Origin of the sequence: Bacillus sp. AY3-1, from assembly GCF_008368785.1 — a bacterium.
GTDB lineage: Bacteria > Bacillota > Bacilli > Bacillales > Bacillaceae_G > Bacillus_A > Bacillus_A wiedmannii.
Genome location: NZ_QORZ01000014.1, coordinates 196,421 through 218,180 on the forward strand (window position 1 = coordinate 196,421; position 21,760 = coordinate 218,180).

At 35.2% G+C, this 21,760-nt stretch carries 20 protein-coding genes and 3 pseudogenes; 6 read left to right on the forward strand and 17 right to left on the reverse strand.

The window, feature by feature from the left end; all coding sequences use genetic code 11:
• Nucleotides 1–15: 15 nt before the first annotated feature.
• The 10 genes and pseudogenes from aceB to DN389_RS10185 form a co-directional block, all read right to left on the reverse strand.
• The gene (gene aceB / locus DN389_RS10145; RefSeq protein WP_046958333.1) at nt 16–1,605 is read right to left on the reverse strand and encodes a malate synthase A; all 1,590 of its coding nucleotides are present in this window, start codon (nt 1,603–1,605) and stop codon (nt 16–18) included.
• Nucleotides 1,606–1,821: 216 nt separating this feature from the next.
• Nucleotides 1,822–2,399 (reverse strand): annotated as a pseudogene (locus tag DN389_RS10150) (S-layer homology domain-containing protein); the annotation flags it as partial.
• A 433-nt stretch (nt 2,400–2,832) separates the two neighbouring features.
• Nucleotides 2,833–3,735, reverse strand: coding sequence for a DMT family transporter (locus DN389_RS10155; RefSeq protein WP_149237064.1), 903 nt, complete (start codon nt 3,733–3,735; stop codon nt 2,833–2,835).
• A gap of 212 nt (nt 3,736–3,947) precedes the next feature.
• Nucleotides 3,948–4,901: a methyl-accepting chemotaxis protein gene (locus tag DN389_RS29315; RefSeq protein ID WP_412678003.1), complete on the reverse strand. Its 954-nt coding sequence runs from the start codon at nt 4,899–4,901 to the stop codon at nt 3,948–3,950.
• Nucleotides 4,896–5,675, reverse strand: a pseudogene (locus tag DN389_RS29320) (MCP four helix bundle domain-containing protein); the annotation flags it as partial. The gene DN389_RS29315 and the pseudogene DN389_RS29320, both read right to left, overlap by 6 nt.
• Nucleotides 5,676–5,811: 136 nt before the next feature.
• Entirely contained in the window at nt 5,812–7,080 is a 1,269-nt protein-coding gene (locus tag DN389_RS10165) for a M48 family metallopeptidase (protein ID WP_116867926.1), read from the reverse strand.
• Nucleotides 7,081–7,214: 134 nt separating this feature from the next.
• Entirely contained in the window at nt 7,215–7,403 is a 189-nt protein-coding gene (locus tag DN389_RS10170) for a hypothetical protein (protein WP_016088942.1), read from the reverse strand.
• 11 nt (nt 7,404–7,414) lie between these two features.
• Complete coding sequence (locus DN389_RS10175; RefSeq protein WP_001006046.1) at nt 7,415–7,714, reverse strand: hypothetical protein; 300 nt, start codon at nt 7,712–7,714, stop codon at nt 7,415–7,417.
• Nucleotides 7,715–7,745: 31 nt separating this feature from the next.
• On the reverse strand, nt 7,746–8,102 hold the full coding sequence (locus tag DN389_RS10180) for a hypothetical protein (RefSeq protein WP_149237065.1): 357 nt from the start codon (nt 8,100–8,102) through the stop codon (nt 7,746–7,748).
• Between the two features lies 1 nt (nt 8,103).
• Nucleotides 8,104–8,952: a CPBP family intramembrane glutamic endopeptidase gene (locus DN389_RS10185; RefSeq protein ID WP_179955888.1), complete on the reverse strand. Its 849-nt coding sequence runs from the start codon at nt 8,950–8,952 to the stop codon at nt 8,104–8,106.
• Nucleotides 8,953–9,092: 140 nt separating this feature from the next.
• On the opposite strand from DN389_RS10185, the gene DN389_RS10190 reads away from it, so the two are divergent.
• Nucleotides 9,093–9,797 (forward strand): response regulator transcription factor, encoded by a 705-nt coding sequence (locus DN389_RS10190; protein WP_075310558.1) that lies wholly within the window; start codon nt 9,093–9,095, stop codon nt 9,795–9,797.
• 9 nt (nt 9,798–9,806) lie between these two features.
• Nucleotides 9,807–11,549 (forward strand): sensor histidine kinase, encoded by a 1,743-nt coding sequence (locus DN389_RS10195; protein WP_149237066.1) that lies wholly within the window; start codon nt 9,807–9,809, stop codon nt 11,547–11,549.
• A gap of 461 nt (nt 11,550–12,010) precedes the next feature.
• Here DN389_RS10195 and DN389_RS10205 read toward each other — a convergent pair whose 3' ends face one another.
• Entirely contained in the window at nt 12,011–12,376 is a 366-nt protein-coding gene (locus DN389_RS10205; protein ID WP_088121600.1) for a VOC family protein, read from the reverse strand.
• A gap of 60 nt (nt 12,377–12,436) precedes the next feature.
• Nucleotides 12,437–13,339, reverse strand: coding sequence for an AraC family transcriptional regulator (locus DN389_RS10210; RefSeq protein ID WP_046956984.1), 903 nt, complete (start codon nt 13,337–13,339; stop codon nt 12,437–12,439).
• 137 nt (nt 13,340–13,476) lie between these two features.
• On the opposite strand from DN389_RS10210, the gene DN389_RS10220 reads away from it, so the two are divergent.
• Both DN389_RS10220 and DN389_RS10225 read left to right on the forward strand, forming a co-directional pair.
• On the forward strand, nt 13,477–13,962 hold the full coding sequence (locus DN389_RS10220) for an RNA polymerase sigma factor (RefSeq protein WP_098189627.1): 486 nt from the start codon (nt 13,477–13,479) through the stop codon (nt 13,960–13,962).
• Between the two features lie 5 nt (nt 13,963–13,967).
• Nucleotides 13,968–15,092: an anti-sigma factor gene (locus DN389_RS10225; protein WP_149237067.1), complete on the forward strand. Its 1,125-nt coding sequence runs from the start codon at nt 13,968–13,970 to the stop codon at nt 15,090–15,092.
• A 34-nt stretch (nt 15,093–15,126) separates the two neighbouring features.
• Here the strand turns inward: DN389_RS10225 and DN389_RS10230 are convergent, their stop codons facing one another.
• Both DN389_RS10230 and DN389_RS10235 read right to left on the reverse strand, forming a co-directional pair.
• Nucleotides 15,127–16,104 (reverse strand): HD domain-containing protein, encoded by a 978-nt coding sequence (locus tag DN389_RS10230; RefSeq protein WP_149237068.1) that lies wholly within the window; start codon nt 16,102–16,104, stop codon nt 15,127–15,129.
• Nucleotides 16,105–16,237: 133 nt separating this feature from the next.
• Nucleotides 16,238–17,344, reverse strand: a complete 1,107-nt coding sequence (locus tag DN389_RS10235) for a metallophosphoesterase (protein ID WP_149237069.1) — start codon at nt 17,342–17,344, stop codon at nt 16,238–16,240.
• A 337-nt stretch (nt 17,345–17,681) separates the two neighbouring features.
• On the opposite strand from DN389_RS10235, the gene DN389_RS10240 reads away from it, so the two are divergent.
• Entirely contained in the window at nt 17,682–18,227 is a 546-nt protein-coding gene (locus tag DN389_RS10240; protein WP_149237070.1) for a TetR/AcrR family transcriptional regulator, read from the forward strand.
• 158 nt (nt 18,228–18,385) lie between these two features.
• Complete coding sequence (cytK2, locus tag DN389_RS10245) at nt 18,386–19,396, forward strand: beta-channel forming cytolysin CytK2 (protein ID WP_149237071.1); 1,011 nt, start codon at nt 18,386–18,388, stop codon at nt 19,394–19,396.
• A 152-nt stretch (nt 19,397–19,548) separates the two neighbouring features.
• Here the strand turns inward: cytK2 and DN389_RS10250 are convergent.
• From DN389_RS10250 to DN389_RS10260, 3 genes and pseudogenes are all read right to left on the reverse strand, one after another.
• Nucleotides 19,549–19,718: pseudogene (locus DN389_RS10250) on the reverse strand (S-layer protein); the annotation flags it as partial.
• Nucleotides 19,719–19,817: 99 nt separating this feature from the next.
• Nucleotides 19,818–20,069 carry a hypothetical protein gene (locus DN389_RS10255; protein WP_000435468.1) on the reverse strand — a complete coding sequence of 84 codons (252 nt, stop codon included), beginning with the start codon at nt 20,067–20,069 and terminating at the stop codon, nt 19,818–19,820.
• A 113-nt stretch (nt 20,070–20,182) separates the two neighbouring features.
• On the reverse strand, nt 20,183–21,715 hold the full coding sequence (locus DN389_RS10260; protein WP_149237072.1) for a fatty acid--CoA ligase family protein: 1,533 nt from the start codon (nt 21,713–21,715) through the stop codon (nt 20,183–20,185).
• Nucleotides 21,716–21,760 lie beyond the last annotated feature (45 nt).

Below are 21,760 nucleotides of genomic sequence, written 5' to 3' on the forward strand. Positions count from 1 at the left end.
TCCCCTTTTCATTTTTTATAAAATTTCATAACCCGGTAATGTTAAAAATGGTACGAATTCATCATTCCGAACGAGATTTGTAAACAACGTTGTCGCCTCTTGGAATCTCCCTTTCTTAAAGGCTTCCTTACCAATCTCTCTTTCTATTTTTGCTAGTTCTTCTTCTTTTAGCTCTTCCATCAATTCAAGCGTAATATTACGGCCGTCATTTAGCTTTCCACCTTCATGGCGGATCCATTGCCATACTTGTGCCCTAGAAATTTCCGCTGTTGCCGCATCTTCCATTAAGTTATAAATTGGTGCCGCTCCCCGTCCGCTTAACCAAGATGCGATATATTGAATGCCTACGTTAATATTTAGGCGAAGCCCCTCTTCTGTAATCGTTCCCACTGGTACTTCTAATAAATCCTTTTCTGTAACATGTATTTCTTCACGTTTTCTAAAAATTTGATTCGGTGTTTTCATAATGTGATTAAATACTTCCGTCGCGACTGGTACAAGTCCCGGATGGGCAACCCAAGTCCCGTCATGACCGTCTAAAGCTTCGCGCTCTTTATCTGCACGCACTTTTTCGAAAGCTGCTTCATTCGCTTCTGGATTGTTTTTAATTGGAATTTGTGCTGCCATTCCTCCAATAGCTGGTGCATTACGGCGGTGACACGTTTGAATGACTTTCAAAGAATACGCGCGCATAAACGGCGCCGTCATCGTGACTTGCGCTCTATCTGGAAGTAAAAATTTATTATGATTACGGAAACTCTTTAGAAAGCTGAAAATATAATCCCATCTTCCGCAATTTAACCCAGCAGAATGATCTTTAAGCTCATACAAAATTTCATCCATTTCAAACGAAGCGTGAATCGTTTCCAGTAACACCGTCGCTTTAATTGTTCCGTTTGGAATACCGATATATTTTTGAGCAAATACGAAAACATCATTCCATAACCTTGCTTCTAAATGGCTTTCCATTTTCGGTAAGTAAAAGTATGGACCGCTTCCTTTTGCTAAGAGAGCTTTCGCATTATGGAAAAAATAAAGTCCGAAATCTACTAAGCTACCAGACATATTCTTCCCATCAACTTGCATATGTTTTTCTTCTAAATGCCATCCTCTTGGACGCACAATTAATACTGCTGTTTTACTATTTAAACGATATTCTTTTCCATTTTCATTTTTATGTGAAATCGTTCCCTGCACTGCATCTCGTAAATTTATTTGACCTTCAATCGCATTTTCCCAAGTTGGTGAATTCGAATCTTCGAAATCTGCCATAAAAAGATGCGCTCCTGAATTTAAAGCGTTAATAACCATCTTTCTATCCACTGGTCCAGTAATCTCTACGCGGCGATCCTCTAAATCTTTTGGCAATTGAGCAATTGTCCAATCCGCTTCACGTATGCGCTTTGTTTCTTCTAAAAACTTCGGAAACTCTCCTGCATCAATTCTCTTTTGTTTCTCCGCACGCTTTTGTAAAAGTTCTATGCGGCGCTTATTAAAATTTTCATGTAGTTCCTTTAAAAAACTAAGCGCCTCAGGTGTCAATATTTCGTTGTACGCTGGTAACATTTCTCCGGGCAATGTAACCCGTGAAGTTTGCGTCGACATATTAGCATCCCCTTCTTAAACTGTTTTATAACAGATTTGATTTTATGTTTTATATTATATAACAAATCTTCAGAAAAGGAAGTTTTTTTTGAAAATTCATTTCGTTTTTTTTCAAAATACCTTTCTTTCGCGCTTTATCCCATACAAAAAAGGCCACTGTTATACAACAATGACCTTTTTGTATTATTTTTCAAATATCAATTTACTAGTTAAACCTTATTGCTGTCCTTGTTCCATATCATGCAAAATTGCTTTGTATAAAAACTGTGCGTATTGCTCTCTTTTACTTTCATGGATGGGCCGAATTTATTATCTCCGATTCCCACCGTAATACCATTTGTTTGAATTGCACTAATTGCATTTGTTGCCCATGAATTTGCTGAAACATCATTAAACGTATGAGATCCCTTCGCCTGTAAATCAAAAGCATTCGTAAGCACTTGCGCCATTTCCGCACGAGTTAACGTTGCTTTCGGTCTAAAGTTTCCATGCTCGTCTCCCATAAAAATTTCTAGTTCCGTTAAAGCTAATATCTCTTCAATAAAGTTTGTTGAGTTTTCATCGATATCCCCATATGGGTTTTCATATTCCTCTTGTTCTTCTATATCAAATACACGATAAATTAAAGCTGCAACTTGTTCACGTGTTGTAAGGTCTCCAACACCATACTTTCCATTTCCGTATCCAACTATAATTTTATTATAAGCTAAATCTAAAATAGCATCATATGCCCAAAATCCGTATGGAACATCATCAAATACGATCATTTCCGGATATTCTTCCGCTTTTACAGGGGCCACATTCGTCCCTGCAAATATACCGCCTACCATTGTCGCAATCATCATTACACCCAATATTTTTTCTTCATTGTCCTCTCTCCCTATTTCTATTTTATGTTAAATAGAAAAATAATAGATAATACGAAGTTATCCATACTACATATGAAGTATTTTCAAATAAAATGAACTTCATTATTTCAGGAGTATTAATTTGTTGGTGAATGTAAGATAAAATGCAAATCTTCTAGAAGAACCATTTCGACTACCTCTCTGCTTTATACCTCCTTCTTTCTTATTTCAAAAAGGAAGCTTTCACATCTAAGGTACTATATATTAAAAATTCTACAATCTCTTTGTGAACTCCTTTACATTTTTAAATTTCACTTTATTGACACAAAAAGACGCAAATAGTATATATATGCGTCTTTTCAATATCATTTTATTCAAATTACAAAGTAGCACTTTCCTTCATCGATAAATCCTTCTCTGTTCCCTTGCGAAAAGTAAATGCCATTCCTACAAATATAAGAACAATCCCTACTACTTGCATACTAGTCGGTCTAAACCCGGTAAAGACTGTATCTAATAATATTGCAACCGCAGGATCTAAAAACACTAATACAGAAATTAATCTCGTCGATAAACCTCTTAAACTGTCAAAAAATAAGTAATATACAAATCCCGTATGTATAAGTCCTGTTGCTGTAATCATCATCCAGTTCATCTCTGTTAACCCTTGAAACTTGCCAAAATCTACGAATGGTAGCAATAAAAATATACCTAAAAACGTTTGTAAAAATGTCATCGCATATGCGCTCGTATGCTGAATTCCTTTTCCTAATAAAGTGGTAAAAGCATAAAATGACGCTGCAAGAAGTGCCCATACCATTCCAGATGACATTAATTTCTCTAACGACATACTACCGTCTACTCCAGCTACTAAAACGGTACCGATAAAACAAATGACAATGGACATAACCGCAAATACTGTAAGTCTCTCTTTAAATACAATACTACCAATCATTAATACGATAATGGGTGCAAGATGGTACACTGAAATCGCAATTGTAATCGACATAACTTCAAACGCTTTAAATAAAAATACCCAGTTAAAAACGAGAAATACGCCGCATGCTAATATTTGCATTACTTCTTTTTTATTCCATTTCTCACTTTTATACTGTCCTGTTACGAGCCAACACAATGCTAAAAATATAGTTGCACAAATGCAACGAACGAATACTAATTCAAAAGACGGTAAACCTGTTTGAGTAGAAAAAAATCCAATTGATCCGAAAATAGACATCGAAAGGATCATTTTTATAGCCGGCATTGATTTTTTATTGAACACCCTTTCTCTCCTCCTATAAACTATCTTTTACAAATGAAAAATCTCCAAAACATTACGTATTATTATATATTACAATCGGAAAATTGTAAAAAATTAGAATATATTAAGTGATAACTAAACAAAATTCCCATAAAAAAATCATCCTTTGTTATATAGGATGATTTTTTTATTTATTGAGTGGAATTTTTCTATATTGAAACTTAAATATACTACTACTTTTGAAGAGTAAATTGGGCAACTATTTGTTTTAATCCCCCTGCTGCATTATGCATATGTTCAATTGAAACCGAGATCTCTTGAACAGATTTTTCTTGCTGTTGAATAGACTCTTTTACCCTATCAGTGCGGTCAGATGATCTTTGGGATATTTGAGCCATGTCTTCTGCAGAAGCCGAAATCTCTTCACTACTCGCTGCAATTTCATCTGTAGACATAGATACCGTTTGAATTTGCTCAGATACTTGCTGTACTTTTTCTGTAATTTTTCCAAATACTTTTTCTGTATGCATTACTACTTGTGTACCTGCCTGTACCTCATTATCTACTTTCCCCATCATATGTACCGTATGGTTCGTTGTTCCCATAACTTGAGTAATAAGCTTCTCAATTTGTTTAGCAGAATCACTAGATTGTTCTGCTAATTTTCTTACTTCATCTGCCACAATTGCAAATCCTCTACCACTTTCCCCAGCACGAGCAGCCTCAATTGCGGCGTTTAATGCTAATAAGTTAATTTGAGAGGTAATACCTTGCATAACATCAATGATTTTAACAATTTCTTCTGATTGTTCTTTCATAGTCTCTACTTGTTTCACACCGTTATGTACTGAATTTTGGATTGTATCCATCTGTTGAATCATTTGTTTCATTAATTTGTTACCACTCTCTGCATCTAATGCTGATTGAGCAGACAATTCATTTACAGAGGATGATGTATTCACTATACTCTGCATTCCTTGTGTCAACTCTTCCATCGCACCCGCAGTTTGCTCCATTGCCTGCATTTGGCCCTCTGCACCATTTGCAACTTCTTCAATATCTATAGTGATTTTCTTCGCTGCACCACTAGATACTTCCGATGCAGATACTACTCCGTCTGCATGTTGGAATAAAAGCTGAATATTATTCTCTACTTCTTGCATATTTGTTCTTAGCCCTGCAATCATTTCGTTAAAATCACTTACTAATACACCTAATTCATCCTTAGCATTATACTCACCATGTACAGTTAAATCTCCTTCTTTTGCTCTTTCCATCATACGACTAACCGTTTGTAAAGGAGCAACTATAAGCTTGCTAATAATATAACTTACTATACATATAACGATTGTAGTAACTACTACAAGAATGATAAAAGTAATAACGGACCGATCTATCATTTTTTGAGAATCTTTAAATACTTGGTCAGCTAAATTTGAAACATACGCTTCTAGATTTACAGCATAACTAGCTAACTCTACTCCCTTCGGTTTTAATTCCTTATGAAATTCGTTTACCATTTGAGATTCATTTGTTACCTTCGCTTTATCAAACAACTTCTTATATGTCTCCATATAACTTGGCAAAGATTCCTTCATCTTCTGAAACAGCTCATCCTCTTGCTTACTTAAATTGAAGCCATCATCATATTCTTTTAATAAAGAATCATATTTTTCAAGATCCTTTTCAATATTACCAATAATCCCCTCTTTATTTGTCCCCTCATTTGGTGACGCTGTAATTAATTCTAGTAAGTTATACTCTAGTGAATTTTGTGTACGAAGCATTCCTTCTAATAAAACTACAGAATGTTGATAATCATCTACTACAACCTCTGTATCATGCTTAATCTTGTTAATAGAATTAATTGCTACACAGCTCATAATTACCATACCTAAAACTGCTAATGAAATAAGCGATAATAATTTATATTTCACTTTTAAATTTTGTAAAAAATACATTTTTCCACCTTTATTCCTTTATATATAGATTTTTAGAATTTTATAGCTTATTATTTACAAAATCACAATAAAAAGCAATGATAAATATTCCCAATATCAAACTTATATCTCTATAAAGAAAGAAGTAGCATAATAGCTACTTCTTTTTGCTTTGTTTCTCATATTGTTCAAACGTATGAATTCTTTCGAAAATTGGTGGATGTGTGTATAGGAAAAACTTCACTAACGCAGGCGGATTTACTTGGCTTAAACTCGTTTTTGATAAATATTGAAACGTTTTTACACCAGATTTCCCGTCCTTCGTCATATCTAAAGCATATTGATCTGCCGCTCGCTCTTCTATACGAGAAACATAGTTTGTTGCTGGTTGTGATGCAAAAGAGAGTACAGAAGAAATTAAGAAAAATAAAGGTAAAATTGAAAAACATGCTACTTTTGAAATTTGCAGCGTACCTCCCCATTTTCGAATACACATATTTATAATACGGCTAATGAGATACATCCCTATAAACGATAGCAACACATAACTCGCAACGCCCCAATATATATGTTTCATAACATAATGCCCCATTTCATGGGCCATTATAAATAAAATCTCTTTATCTTTTAATTGCTTAAGCGTTGTATCCCACATTACAATACGAGCGTTAGGGCCAATTCCTGTTACATATGCATTTAATGCATTCGTTTTTTCCGACATATTTACTTCATATACATGTTTAGCTGGAATATCAGCTTTTTCTGCTATCGCTAAAATCTTCGTTTCTAATTCTTTATTTTTCAGCGTCGAGAAGTCATTATAAAGTGGATCAATAACGACCGGCTGTATAAATGTTAAAAAGATTGTAAATGGAACAGAGAGTGCCCACCCTGCTAGCCACCATCTCTTCGGGAATTTACGGATAAGCCATAACAGAACGGTAACTACGATTAGCATCGTCGCATAACTCTCCCAAAAACCGATAACGTGATCTTTTATCCAGCTTTGTGTACTTTGCGTTGAAATGCCGTAATCAACGGACACTTTTCTGCCAATCCATTGCATCGGCAGAGCAAGAACTGTTGTGAGTAGTGATAAATAAAAAAAATAAATCGCAACTTGCAGGACACTTATTTTCGTCGTTTCCTTCGACCATTTCTCAAACTTTTTCGAAACACCGAGCACAAGTACAAATAATAATATAATCCATTCCAGAGGCGCCGCTAAAAAGTACAGTAAATTTTTCACGCGCGAATAATCTTGGCTTAGCGTAAGCTCTCTTGCATTCATAAACGTTTCTGGATCTGCACTCGTTCCTTTATACATGTCCGGAATAAGTTCATGATTCCATCCAAATAAATACCAATATATAAGCAATGCAAACCCAACGTACAAAAAAAGCGACCACCCAATAACCTTCCTCACGCTATTCCCTCCTCTATGCTGCCTGTCTATTATTATTGTAAGTTCGTACATGCTAAATTAGAACAAGCTTATTACGCGAATTGCTCGAGATCCTTTTATTTACATAAAAAAACTCTTCTACAAATAGAAGAGTTTTACCTACCTTTAGACACTTTCTTCGGTTCATACTCTGGGATAAGAAACGTACTTACAACCCAGCATATTAAACCAGCTCCTTTTATATAGCGTATATATTCATAGTCTTGAAAAAATAAAGTCGTTACAATAAGCGTAAAAAATCCAATTAAAACTAGTACGTATCCTATTTGCTTCTTAGATAACATAACGTTCCTCCTTAAGGAAGTACATCCACTAACAAACTAAAATCTTGTAAAGAAAAAGAACTATATTTCATAATACCTTGTACAGCTAAAAGTAAAATAAGACCGGTCACACACATATAATTAACGCTTTCTTCACTCTTTTTTTCAGCAACTATTCCGCCGCTTATACATAATATTCCTAACAAATGGAGTGCTAAATACATAAAGAAATAAGCTTCCTCCCAGCGAAGAATAACATTGACTGTCGTTATCAGCACAATACTAAGCAAAATCAAATAAAAAAACTTATTTGATGATATTGTTTCATTCATATAATTTTATACATCCCTTTCAAATTTAGAATTAATGATGTTTCAAAGCTATAAAGTAAATAATTGTTTTCATACTATAAAACAAAAGGAAAGCCACTATTACTTTCTCGAATATTTTATGAACCCACATATACTTCTCTTCATTTCTTCTGAAGATGCGCTTCATCATTTCTTCTACAATTAGACCAAATATTAATAAAACCCCTAACACAATAAGAAGAGAAATAATATTTTCTTTTAAATGAGTACTAGAAAATAAGTAATACTCTGGAAACACAATCGTATCTACTACAGGTTGCACCCAATGACAAACGCTTTTATCACACATATCTGTAATAGACGTAGCATCTATAATGTCTTTCAATATTTTTTCAATCGTCTTCTTCATCTCATTTACTCCCCACTACGTCTGAAAAACTCTTTTCCTGCTCTACATCTATAGCTGGCATTTCTTTACTCCAATATTTGCGGTTAACAAATAAAAAGATGAGTACTAAGTTTAATCCTGTTATAAAAATAATAAGTCCTGGAAAGAACGTCGTATAATTTGAGAAATCTGCAAGACTTATTATCTCTTCTTTATTTACTAGAAAAGAAACGCCGATTACAAATGCATTGTTTAACATGTGAATAGCAATTGGCATAAGTAAACTATTCGTACGAATATATACGATTGATAGTACAACGCTAAATACTACTGCGCCCAAGAAGTCAACATGTAACAACGCAAACAACATCGCTACTACAATGATCGCTATACTCGTTCCCCATTTTGCTGCAAAGCGTTGCAGTAAAAATCCGCGAAAAACAAATTCACCAATAATTGGTGCGATGAACACGACCATAATAATTTGATATACATATCCCCCTGTGCTATCAATAACCGGTTCACGTAACGCGTTCATAATAAATTCGGGTGTAATCCATGCAAAACTATACATGTACAAAATAAGATATCCATAACTAAACACGGCTAACATAAGTGCAATGTATAAAACTTGCACCAGGTTAAATGTTTCATTTTTATTAATAAATAATGAAAATGAAACACGGTGTTTTCTATACTCAAAAAAAATCCATGTAATCGGAAGGATATAGAATATAAGAATATTTATAAAAGTAGAATTTTGCATATGAAATGTATTTTCTATCAATTCATTACTGACCCTTGCAACTAAAGTTAATAGTGCAAATACAATTAAAAAATACCTAACTCGCATCGTTTGAAACGGATTCACACTCATCTCCTCCCCTATGTTACTTTTATCATATCATTTGATTCTTAATTTTTTGAGAAAGAAAACCTTAAAATTCCCTTAAAAATTCCATAAGTTACCGAAAGATGATATGATATTCGAGGAAATTAGGAGGGATTTTTATGTATGAAGCAAATATTTTGCTCGTTGATGATGAAACAGCAATTTTACAATTACTAACTACCATTCTTGAAAAAGAAGGTTTTTCTCATATTACAACTGCAACATCAGCTGAAATAGCGTTATCTCTCACGCAGCAAAACGATTACGATTTGATTATTTTAGATGTCATGCTTCCTGGACAATCTGGTTTTGATATTTGTCCAATCATTCGCCAGAAAACAGATTGCCCTATCTTCTTCCTCACAGCTAAAACATCTGATGTAGATAAAATATCTGGATTTTCACATGGTGCAGATGATTATATTACGAAGCCATTTAATCCACTTGAAGTAGTAGCTCGTATGAAAGCACAACTCCGTAGACATATGAAACAAGCAGTACCCAACGAACAAAAAGCACACTCCAGTTCATTTGGCAGATTTGAAATTGATCGATATTCCGCAGAACTTACAGTAGGTGGACATGTTGTCGAATGTTCCGCCCAGCTATTTCAGCTATTACTCTTCTTTTGCGAGAATCCGAACTACGTATTTTCGAAAGAAGAAATATACGAAAAAGTTTGGGGAGCACCTGCCTACAATGGCGATGACAATACCGTTATGGTCCACATTCGAAAACTACGTGAAAAAATTGAACAAGACCCAAGTAAACCAGAATATATAAAAACCGTTCGCGGACTTGGCTATAAGTTCATTACAAAGTAGGGTGACGATATGAACTTTAATAAACGACTTATTATCCAGTTTATCATGCAACACGTATTTGTTTTAGTTACATTACTGATTGCTGTAGTAGCGGCTTTCACTTATTTATTTTTTCTTGTTACGAGTACTTCATACGAACCGAACATTCCAGATTCTGATAATTTTACGATTTCCAGATATATCTCTTCAGAAGATGGCGATATTTCGTTAAAGGCTGAAGTAAAAGACTTAATTAAAGAGAAAAATGATTGGATTCAAGTTGTAGAGAAAGACGGAAAAGTTCTCTATCACTTTAATACGCCTAGTGACGTGCCAACATCTTATACGGAAACATCATTATTCTCTTATATACAGAATCACATAGAAAGCCCTTATACGTTTACATATTGGGAAATTGAATTGGAAGAAAAGAACGTACTTGTTATTTACGGCGGTACGGTAAAAAGCAATGTATTACTGAAAACAATACAGAAAGAGCACCCTTCTGTATCTACGGATACGTTCACATTAACAGAAGAAGAAAAACAGTTACTTTCTAAAGAAAAAGCAACGCTTCAAATCTTTAATAGTATCGGCGAAGAAGTATTCTCCTATCCAAATGAAAAGAAAAAAACGTTTTCTGCCATACAAGCTGCTCTTAGCGAAAAGGAACCGTGGAATCATAAAGAAAACACGTCTAGCTTTTACGATACAAATAGCAATCACCTTCTCGTTATAACTGCAAAAAATGAGCACTACTACCCAGATGATGAAATAGACGATGTATTTGCTAAAAAGTTTCTAATCGGATGCGGGTTAATCCTTCTTATCGTATTTGTTTATTTAGTCATTCTTTCTATTTGGTACGGTAATAAATTTGGAAAACCGTTACTCCATGCGATGCGCTGGCTTAAAAACATCGCTGGTGGAAAGTACGAAGAACCTGTTAGTAAAAAAGGGAAACCTGTCAGGTTCCGGCGATCTGGTAAAGAAAAATGGTCATTCCGCTTATTTAGTGATGTGACAAATTCACTAGAGCACCTTTCTATTACACTCAAAAAAAATGATGCGATGAGGCAAGTACTGCAGCAAACACGTGAAGAATGGATTACCGGTCTCACACATGATTTAAAAACGCCACTAAGTTCTATGTATGGCTACGCATTATTACTAGAATCACAGCAGTACAACTGGACTGATCGCGACATTCAACAATTCGGCAGCGTTATGAAAGAGAAATCGCAATATATGACGACATTAATTGATGACTTAAGCTTAACGTATCAATTAAAAAATAACAGTCTTCCTGCGCAGCACGTAAACATTGAAATGAATCAATTCGTTCAAAAAGTATTATTACAATTTATTAATAACCCGACACTTCAAAATCAAAATATTGAATTCGTACCGAGCTCAAACAAAATTCAATATTTCATTGAAGAAAAATGGTTCCAGCGTATTATCGAAAACTTACTCGTAAACGCTGTAAAACATAATAATGAAACGACAAATGTCAGCGTAAAACTTTCCCAAAACGCTACTTCATTTACACTCTCTATTTCAGATAATGGAAAAGGAATGGATGACAAAACGAAAGAGCTTCTCTTTGAGCGCTATTACAGAGGAACAAATACAGAAGAAAGCAACATCGGAACTGGACTTGGCCTCGCTATTACGAAACAGCTCGTTCATGCTCATAACGGAACGATTTCTATTGATAGCGAACTTGGAAAAGGAACAACGATTATACTTGTGTTCCCATTTCATTCGTAGAAAAGACGCTATGTGGCGTCTTTTCTTTTTTCTTTTCTAGGAGAATTCAGCGGTTTTTCAAATATATCGATTTGTCGACAAAAACCAACAATACCAGTCTACTTCTCCTACTATACAAAGTAAAAATAAAACTAGTAACAACTACATTTCTAAACTGTTATACTATAAATAGAAATATAAACTAACTAAGTTTTGCATAAAATGAAGTAGACGAGGTGCTTCCAACACCCTGTCACTGCAACTAAAGCTTATTTGCGCTTAGAAGACTTCCCACGCTTCGCAGGCAGACGGGTGGTCTTCTTTTTGCGCTTTTTTGTCGTTAATTTCTTAAATCCCATAACTATACCTTCTCTAGCTATAGTTTTTGTGATTTTCAACGAGGTGGGGTTCTTACTGCCCATTAAAGCGGGGTAAAAATAACCTTTCACAACTCACTATGAAAGGTCATCTCCATATTTTAGCTATTTCCCTACTAACACAAACACATTCTCATCAGGTGCTTCCATTACTGCAACATGCCCTGATTCTGTTGGAAATGGTTCGCGAATCCATTTCACATCTTTATTATCTTTTAAACTATCATACGTTTGTTGCACATCTTCTACTAATACTTCGACTTCCATAAAATTAATATCTGGATGATTGCTTATTACTAACTCCGAACTTTTCTCATCTGGAAACTTCAATCCTATTAACGTCCAAATAACCCCTTCTTCTAATTCTCTTTCTATAACCCAGTTTTGCTTCATTCCCATTTCTTTATAGAAAGAAACTGATCTTTCTATATTCTTCGTATGTATAGATACACATTCTAGTTTTTTGAACATTGTCCCATTTCCCCCTTTATAAAAAAGCGAACCATCTCCCAATGATTCGCTCTTATCCTATTACTTCTTCTTCACCGGTATCCAAAGTTCAATTTGAGCGAACTCACTTTTATCTGCATGCGAACGCTCATCGTATAGTTCAAATTCATTAACGCCGCAATGTTCGTATCCTGAATGCGGGAACCATTCTGAGAATACAGCATTCCACGTTTGGTGAATAGACGATACCATTTCTTCATGAGGGACTTTCGGCGTTGTAAATACAGCATATGTCGCTGCTGGGAAAGTACGCTTCGCAACTCCATTTGGTACATTTTCAAATCCTGTAACTTCCATTCCAATTATATAAGTGAAGTCCCCTGTTTCTAAATTAAAATCAGTACATAATCCAAGCTCTACCCATTGGCTCGTATCTTTACGATTCGGAATTGTCGTTCCAAGATCTTTCTGTAAATATTCTTGCCAAAATGCTGGGATGTCTTGATGGTTTTTCCCTTCTTTACTTGTCGTCTTCAGCTCATAACCCGCCACTAAAAATTCTGGTTTATTTACAATACGATATTCCATTTGTATGCCTCCTAAATACGGATTTAATTTTCTTTGCTTTACATTTACGCTGTAATACATCGGTGTTTCAATTTCTTGTTTTCGATATTCACTCGGTGTCATTTGAAATATTTTTTTAAAGGCTCTCGTGAACGTTTCGTGAGATTGAAAGCCATGCTCAAATGCGATATCAATAACTTTTTCATCCGTATGAGAAAGTTGATAAGCTGCCCGGGCTAACCTCCTCTTTCGAACATACTCCATTACTGTATCACCTACTAATGCCTGAAATACACGATGAAAATGTGACTCAGAAAAACCTGCAATACGTGCTAAATTACGCAGCGTTTGTTTTTCCATTACATCTTCTTCAATATAATCAATTGACCTTTGAATTTGTGTTTCATAGCTTTCCATCTCTGTTCACCCGCCTTATATGTATTATGATAAAAGAGAATTCTATCCAATTCTTGACGTTTTTTACTATAATTCCATAAAAGATTGTAACTTTTTTATATGTATTTCGTTGTTATGTATGAAGGGAGGGAAATGTAGTGAAACATAAACAATCATTAGAAAACATTTACTCCGAGCATATGCATGATTTATTTCGCTATCTTCTCTCCCTAACCGGAGATTCTCACTGTGCTGAAGATCTCATGCAAGAAACATTTTACCGAATGCTCGTCCATATTGACTATTATAAAGGAGAAGAAATTAGGCCGTGGTTATTTACAATTGCCTACAACGCCTTTATCGATTGGTATCGAAAAGAAAAAAGATATAAAACAACAGAGGTTACAGAATTCCATTTACCAAACGTACCAAGTACAGAGCACTCTTATTTTGTAAAACATGAGATTGCTAGTTGGTTAGACAGTTTATCTTCTCTTCCCCTTGAAAGACGAAATGTGTTACTACTACGAGATTACTACGGATTCTCATATAAGGAAATAGCAGAGATGATCGGTCTCTCACTAGCAAAAGTGAAAATTGAATTACACCGGGGACGAAAAGAAACGAAAAGCGTAAAGGAGTGATAGAGATGGGTTGTACAGAATTAAAAAAACTATGGGAGAAGTACGAAAACGGAACGCTCACGCATGATGAACAAGAGCAATTAGAAAGTCATATTGAGACATGTGAAGAATGTGAAGCTTACTTAGATGAGTTGCTTTCAAAAAGTGAACCGATAAAGAAAAGACTACCACCACAAAATCTGAAAGTCCCGTTTTGGAAAATAAAATGGAAACAGCGTTGGCAAACCTTTAGTTTTGTCCTTGCTGTTTGTATAGCAATCTATTTTGTTGGTCATTTTGCATCTTCTTTTTACTTCTATTCGAACGAAATGGAAAACTTCCGGAAAGTGGATGAGATTCCAGCACTCGCACTAGAAGCAACAATGCCGAATAGTCGTTCCGCTGGAGGAAATACGAAGGTTAAACCCTTCTTCCGTACAGAAACTGAAATGAATTTATATAAAACAATCGGCAAAAAAGAATTTCCAATTGGTACAGTAACAATGAGTAGTTTCTTATCATCTGTAACTGTCACAAATCAATCTTGGGAAAACAGAACCTATTCAAAAAAACTTTCCTTTGTTCATCCAAAAATCAAGGAAGATGCTTCTTTGAAAGAATCATCTAAAAAAGTTTGGGATACACTTGGAAAAATACATGAAGGCACCGTTGCAGAATTAGCCATATCGTTTGACAAACCTTACACGTTACAAGAAATAGAATCCATTCTATATAGCGCATTTGAAGTACAAGAAATGCCGCCAACTCCTGTATGGTACGCTTTAGACACAGGACAAGAAAGAATAAATGAAGAAGATTTTATCTTGCATAGCGGAGAGATTATCGGATTTCGAGAACATATAGATCTTCCTGAAGATGAAACAAAAAAACTACACACAAAAGAAGATAAAGTAATCGAAATGATGCGCATTCTTTCTATAAATAAAGAAACTGTAAGTAAAACGACTTGGACTCCTGAAAAAGAGCTGAACTTAGATAAGCGCTATCAGTATGTAAAAGATAACGGTGTCAAAGTATACGGCATGGTCATTACTGGTCCATCGAAAGAGTTATTAAAACTACAAAACTCGTCGCACGTTCGTTATGCGACTCTTGGAGATATTGAGGTTTGGAATTGGTTTGATTATTAATGAGGAAAAGGAGAGCAAAGATATGCTCTCCTTTTTAATCCGAAATCACTTTCACATACATCCCTCTCACCGCTTTTTCATAAGCAATCTCGCTCATCTGTCTTATTTTTTCCGACACAGCAGACGATGGAACAACTTCACCTTCACGAAATAATGGAGGATCAATGAGACGGACTTTATTTTTCTGATACAAATCATAATTGTTTCTATCTTCTTTTACGTTTACATTCGGATGAACTTTGCTTAATAAAGCATGTACTTCTGGATCATTACATTGCTGCAATTTCGAAATAAGCTCATCATCTTCAAGAAGAAAGTCATCTGCATGAATAATCTTTTTATGAAGAGCTAACTTTAGCGTTTTCGCTAACATGTCGTTTCCGTATATATTCATTGGCTTCATAAAGAAATCGATTACTTCTTTGTAATACGTTTCTGTAAACCATTCAGCCATTTCGATATTTTGAAGAACCATCTTTCCATCAACTGGGATTAAATCATCTAAAAAATCTTGAGCTTCTTCCAAAGAAATATATCCATATGTATACATATCTCTCAATGTATAATCCACTCGATCTGCGCATAATTCGGGCGCTGACCTTTCCAGTAACTTCCACTTCGAATCATCTAACAAAATATCTTCATAGTTATAGCCATACTTCGCAAGGATCGCTGGAATTTCTGAGTTTTTCACGACAGAACTAAATATCTCTTCATGATAACTTTCATTTCTATTATCAAAAACGTAATCAATCACATGAGAAAAAGCAGTATGTGATACGTCGTGCAGTAAACCTGCCATTTGCTCTTCTACTGAACCACCGAGTTTTTTTATTAACAACATAACACCAACTGAATGATCAAAACGTGTTACATTCCATTTCTCATTCATTAAGTAACTTGCTCCTGCTTGATGAATTCCTTTCAGTCTTTGCACAGACTTACTTAAAATTAATTCTTCTAACACTTGATCCACTTCAAATTCTCCGTATAGTACATCTGATATGATCACTTATAATCCCCCTTTATTTCAGCCATGTCTTATAATCGTACCTCTTTTATGAAATTAGCACCAACAGAGATATTTATTGTTATTTGTTTTTATTGAAAAAAATAGAGAGCCATCAGCTCTCTATTTTTTAATCCTATTCAAACGTAACCTCCACCTGTACAATCTCCGACCTACTTCCAAGTCTAAGCGGTGGTCCCCAAAATCCGAAACCAGAAGAAACAATAGCGTGGAATGCACCTTTTTGTACGTATCCCCAGTCTAGTTCGTACATTCTTCTCGTTACAATATGATTCGGCGCCATTTGTCCACGGTGCGTGTGACCGGATAATAGTAAATCTACACCAGCATCCGCTGCTTGTTTTAATTCAAATGGTTGGTGATCCATTGCGATAACTGGCATGGATTTATCCACTGTACTCATAAGTTTTTCAAAGCTTTGGCGATCTCGCTCAGTTTTATCTCTTCTTCCAACGAGATAAAACTGATCTTCAATTGTAATCACTTCATCTAACAGAATACGAATATCGATCTTATCCATCTCTTGTAAAAACTCTGGAACTGCTCGTCCGTAATATTCGTGGTTTCCTAACACACCATATACGCCTAGTGGAGCTTTCATTTGTTTCATAATTGATCCCATATTTTTTTGAATGAACACACCTGGATGATCATCTATAATATCACCTGGCAGTAAAATAATATCGGGCTCCATCTCCTTTACATGACGGACAAGCCTTTTTAAATGCGAAACGCCAGATAATTTACCGAAATGCATATCAGAAGCCATCGCAATGCGTAAGCTTTTACGTCCCTCTACTTTTTTCGGTATGTGCACCTCGTATTTTCTTACTACTGGGCTATATGCGTTGAATACTCCATACGCAAAAATAAAGATAAATGCAACTAACACAGCCGTTCCTGTCCAAATAATTGCCGCTTCTTTCTCCACTGAAAACTGTAAAAGAAAGACTGTAATATTTGCTAACGGCAATAACATAAGCGCATATTGTATGACCGCAAACCAAATTGAACCTATCGTTCGTAGAAATGGCAAAAACTTAAACACTTGTACGAGAATGTATGCATATGAAATAAATCCGACTACGAAAGCGTAATATCCCCAAGATTGCCAGCCGAATACTGCATGAAGCCAAACCCATCCGTTCCAGCCGATGTAAAACATAAGTAGTGTGTATATAATTAATATCGTAAATATATTGAGATAACGAAGATTTTTCACAGCGAGCCTCCTTCTTGATTTCTTCTATTATATCTTGTTATGCACGTTTAACGTAAATATTAAGCACAGCAATCTTCACAATAAAAACCTCTAACTGCTAGATGCAAATCTAACAATTAGAGGTGCAATTCAAAACAAAACTACTTTTACAGATTTTCATTATAGAAACTTATAAAACCACCCTTACTTTATTTTTAATTTACACTTGTGAGAGTTAATACTCACGTGTATATTTATAATAAAGCGAGCAACCACTTGTTTCAATGACCACATTTACGCATTTGGGTGATAATACACACATAACGAAATATATGTATCAATAACGGAGGAACATCATATGGAGAAAATCGATAGAAGAATTATAAAATCACAAAACGCCATTCAATCCGCATTTATTGAAATGTTAATTGAAGATGGCTTTGACGAAATTACAGTAAAAAACATTACAGAAAAAGCGAACATCGGAAGAAAAACTTTCTACCTACACTACCTAGATAAATACAATTTATTAGACAAAATTGTAGACGACCATTTAAATCAATTAAGAGAAATATGCGATATAAAACAAACAAAAGGCTATATAGAAGGAACTGTCATATGGTTTGAATACTTCAAAGAACACAAGCCATTTTTCGCATCGTTATTTAGAAGCAACAGCACATTATCATTTCAGAAAAAGTTCCTAACATTTATCATGGGGGAACTAGAAAAAAAATTAAACACAAATACGTCAGTAAATAAAAACATTGATACACACATCGTTTTAAAATTTTTAGGAACAGCTGTCATGGGCATTTTGGAATCTTACGTATTGGATGAAATTGATAATGATGTTGAGTATGTTGCGACGCAGGTTGGGGAGTTGATGGAGAGGAATATATAAACAATACAGCGGCGATTCTCTTGATAAGGATTCATAAAATTTCATTATCCAAAACTCAACTATGCAATTCTGCATATGCATCCCTTCCGTTTTATTTTCATATTACGATACAAACGAAATATGACATATATCGACAAAAAATAAAAGGAATTGATTGCATGAAACGTTCTAAAACATATTTAAAATGCTTAGCATTATCCGCTGTTTTTGCTAGTAGCGCTTTAACCCTTTCAACACCGGCTGCTTACGCTCAAACGACATCACAAGTTGTAACAGATATCGGGCAAAATGCCAAAACACATACAAGCTATAATACATTTAATAATGATCAAACTGATAATATGACAATGTCTTTAAAGGTAACTTTTATTGATGATCCAAGTGCCGATAAACAGATTGCTGTTATTAATACAACTGGTAGTTTTCTAAAAGCAAATCCTACTATAAGTAGTGCGCCTATTGATAACTACCCAATCCCTGGCGCTAGTGCAACATTACGCTATCCTTCACAATATGATATTGCATTTAATCTTCAAGATAACAGCGCTCGCTTCTTTAACGTAGCACCTACAAACGCTGTAGAAGAAACAACTGTAACCTCTAGCGTATCTTATCAACTTGGTGGTTCTGTTAAAGCTTCTGCAACACCAAATGGGCCTAGCGCTGAAGCTGGCGCAACTGGTCAAATCACTTGGTCTGACTCTGTAAGCTATAAACAAACAAGTTATAAAACAAACTTAATTGACCAAACAAATAAAAACGTAAAATGGAACGTATTCTTTAACGGATATAACAACCAAAACTGGGGTATTTACACACGTGATTCCTACCATTCTTTATATGGAAACCAACTGTTCATGTACTCTCGCACATACCTATATGAATCTGATGCAAAAGGTAATTTAATACCGATGGATCAACTTCCAGCACTAACAAATAGCGGTTTCTCACCTGGTATGATTGCTGTTGTTATCTCTGAAAAGAATACAGACCAATCTAACTTACAAGTCGCTTATACAAAACACGCTGACGACTACCAACTTCGTCCAGGCTTCACATTCGGAACTGCAAACTGGTTTGGAAACAACGTAAAAGACGTTGATCAAAAAACATTTAATAAATCATTCACACTAGATTGGAAGAATAAAAAGTTAGTAGAGAAAAAATAAAAAAACCGAACCGCTATTTAGATGGTGGTTCGGTTTTTTATGTGAACAGCAAACTTTTCATTTCTTTTAGGTAAAAATATACAATATTCATTTTTTCGTAACACAATCATCCTTATCCCCCGAATCAATATCTACTGATAAAATATATTATGTTATTGTACTGCTTCCGCGCGGCTTACCGCTTCATCTGGAACCCAGCCCTTATCTGCTCCAACTGAAATATTTTCTTGAATTAAACTATTAACATACTTCGCACCCCAATAATTTTTTTAAGCAGCACATTTTTTAGTAGTTTCATATTTTCATTTGTTTGCTCTTTATAAGTTTTAAAATTAACATCGTATGTATCAGCTGCTTCCATATGAATATACGCAACACAATCCCTTCATTGATAATAATTATCAATGAAGTGTAAAAAATATCATTTCCTACACAAATATGCCTTTCGCTCATTTTTAAACAGTAAATAATGCGCCGTGTGAACTTTTCTTTCCAAATAATCAATAGAATACGAGCTTGATGGATCGACTAAATCACCTATCGCACCTGAAAGATGATCGATTACTTGCTGCAGTATTTCTAAGTTTTTCTTCTCACTTTCAGCGTTCATTTCATCCATAATGTCACAAATAAGGTATTGAACTCTCCGTAAACGTAATTCCTTTTGCTCCACGTATATCTCCTCCTTATTAGTCATATTACGGTTTAAATATATGGGGCTATAGCTTAACCAATTCTAAAAAATACAAAGGCAACCACCTTCATAAAGATGGTTGCCCCCCATTTTTAAACTTGCATCGCTTTCTCTTTTAACGCTCTTCTTAACAATTTACCTGTCGTATTCTTTGGTAATTCTGTTAAAAACTCGATACTCTTTGGTACTTTATATTTCGCTAAATGTAACGTGCAATAATGCATCAGTTCTTCTTCTGTTACTTGAGCTTGTTTCAAAACGACGTATGCTCGGACTGCTTCTCCTAAGTTTTCATCAGGAACGCCAATTACGACAACTTCTGCTACAGATTCGTGTGTATATAATACTTCCTCTACTTCACGAGGGTATACGTTATAACCGCCAACTAAGACGATATCTTTTTTACGATCAACGATATAGAAGTAACCTTCTTCATCCATTTTCGCTAAGTCACCTGTATACAACCAACCATCTTTCAATGTCGCTGCTGTATCTTCTGGCGCGTTATAGTATCCTTTCATAACGTTAGGCCCGCGAACAATTAATTCACCGACTGCGCCAACAGGTACTGCTTCCCCAAGTTCGTTCACAATTTTGTTTTCTACATGCCAAATATTTGTACCGATTGATCCTGGTTTACGCGGACGATCTAGCGGATTAAAACAAGTAACTGGTGATGCTTCCGATAAACCGTATCCTTCTGAAACGATTACGTCAAAACGTTTTTCAAAGTTTTGCAGAAGAGCAACAGGCATTGATGCACCACCTGAAATACAAAGGCGAAGCGTCTTCACATCTTCTGCGCTTGCTTCTTCGAATAAATATAAATAATTGTACATCGTCGGTACACCAGCAAAAATCGTTGGCTCATACGTACGACAAATACGGAATACTTCTTTCGGACTAAATTTCGGTAACATTAAAATAGTTGCTCCGTTCACAATCGGTGCATTTACCGCCACTGTTAAGCAAAATACATGGAACATCGGCAGTGCCGCAACGACGCGATCATCAGCCGTATATTGTAAATATGCCGCCACATCGCTCGCATTACTATATAAGTTTTTATGTGTTAACATCGCACCTTTCGGTTTTCCAGTTGTACCTGAAGTGTATAGAATAACCGCTACATCTTCTTCATCTAATTCTGGGCCTTCAAAAGTTAAATCTCCAGCCCCTATCATTCTCGTAAACGTTTTCATTTTTTCGGTTTCTGTATAGTTAAAATCTGATGAGGTTTCGCATATGATGATGTTTTCAAGTGAAGGAAGTCTTGTTGTAAGAGATTGTATAACAGGTAGAAGGACGTCGAGTACGATGATTGTTTTTACATCTCCATTTTGTAAAATATAATGCATTTCGTCTGCTGTATAAATTGGATTAACTGGAATAACAGTTGCTCCAGCTTTCATTGTTCCGTATAAACCGACCAAAAAATGTGGTGAATTTCCAACAACTAATGCGACATTGTCCCCTTTTCCAATGCCCATTTCTGCTAAATTGCTAGAAAACCTTGTGACCATTTTGTTTAATTGGTCATATGAGACCGACTGATCCATAAATATATAAGCCGGTTTATCCCCCTTCTTTTTCGCCGTTTCAGCCAAAGATTGAACGAGATTCACACAAACCCCACCTTTATAAAATTTAGAATATTTAAAAATTCTAAA

What these genes read in the sequence shown, in the direction of transcription:
- aceB (WP_046958333.1), bottom strand. Translation starts at nt 1,605, where the DNA reads ATGTCGACGCAAACTTCACGGGTTACATTGCCCGGAGAAATGTTACCA.
- DN389_RS29315 (WP_412678003.1), bottom strand. Translation starts at nt 4,901, where the DNA reads ATGATTGCAGGGCTAAGAACAAATATGCAAGAAGTAGAGAATAATATT.
- DN389_RS10170 (WP_016088942.1), bottom strand. Translation starts at nt 7,403, where the DNA reads ATGTTATCTAAGAAGCAAATAGGATACGTACTAGTTTTAATTGGATTT.
- DN389_RS10175 (WP_001006046.1), bottom strand. Translation starts at nt 7,714, where the DNA reads ATGAATGAAACAATATCATCAAATAAGTTTTTTTATTTGATTTTGCTT.
- DN389_RS10180 (WP_149237065.1), bottom strand. Translation starts at nt 8,102, where the DNA reads ATGAAGAAGACGATTGAAAAAATATTGAAAGACATTATAGATGCTACG.
- DN389_RS10190 (WP_075310558.1), top strand. Translation starts at nt 9,093, where the DNA reads ATGTATGAAGCAAATATTTTGCTCGTTGATGATGAAACAGCAATTTTA.
- DN389_RS10195 (WP_149237066.1), top strand. Translation starts at nt 9,807, where the DNA reads ATGAACTTTAATAAACGACTTATTATCCAGTTTATCATGCAACACGTA.
- DN389_RS10205 (WP_088121600.1), bottom strand. Translation starts at nt 12,376, where the DNA reads ATGTTCAAAAAACTAGAATGTGTATCTATACATACGAAGAATATAGAA.
- DN389_RS10210 (WP_046956984.1), bottom strand. Translation starts at nt 13,339, where the DNA reads ATGGAAAGCTATGAAACACAAATTCAAAGGTCAATTGATTATATTGAA.
- DN389_RS10225 (WP_149237067.1), top strand. Translation starts at nt 13,968, where the DNA reads ATGGGTTGTACAGAATTAAAAAAACTATGGGAGAAGTACGAAAACGGA.
- DN389_RS10240 (WP_149237070.1), top strand. Translation starts at nt 17,682, where the DNA reads ATGGAGAAAATCGATAGAAGAATTATAAAATCACAAAACGCCATTCAA.
- cytK2 (WP_149237071.1), top strand. Translation starts at nt 18,386, where the DNA reads ATGAAACGTTCTAAAACATATTTAAAATGCTTAGCATTATCCGCTGTT.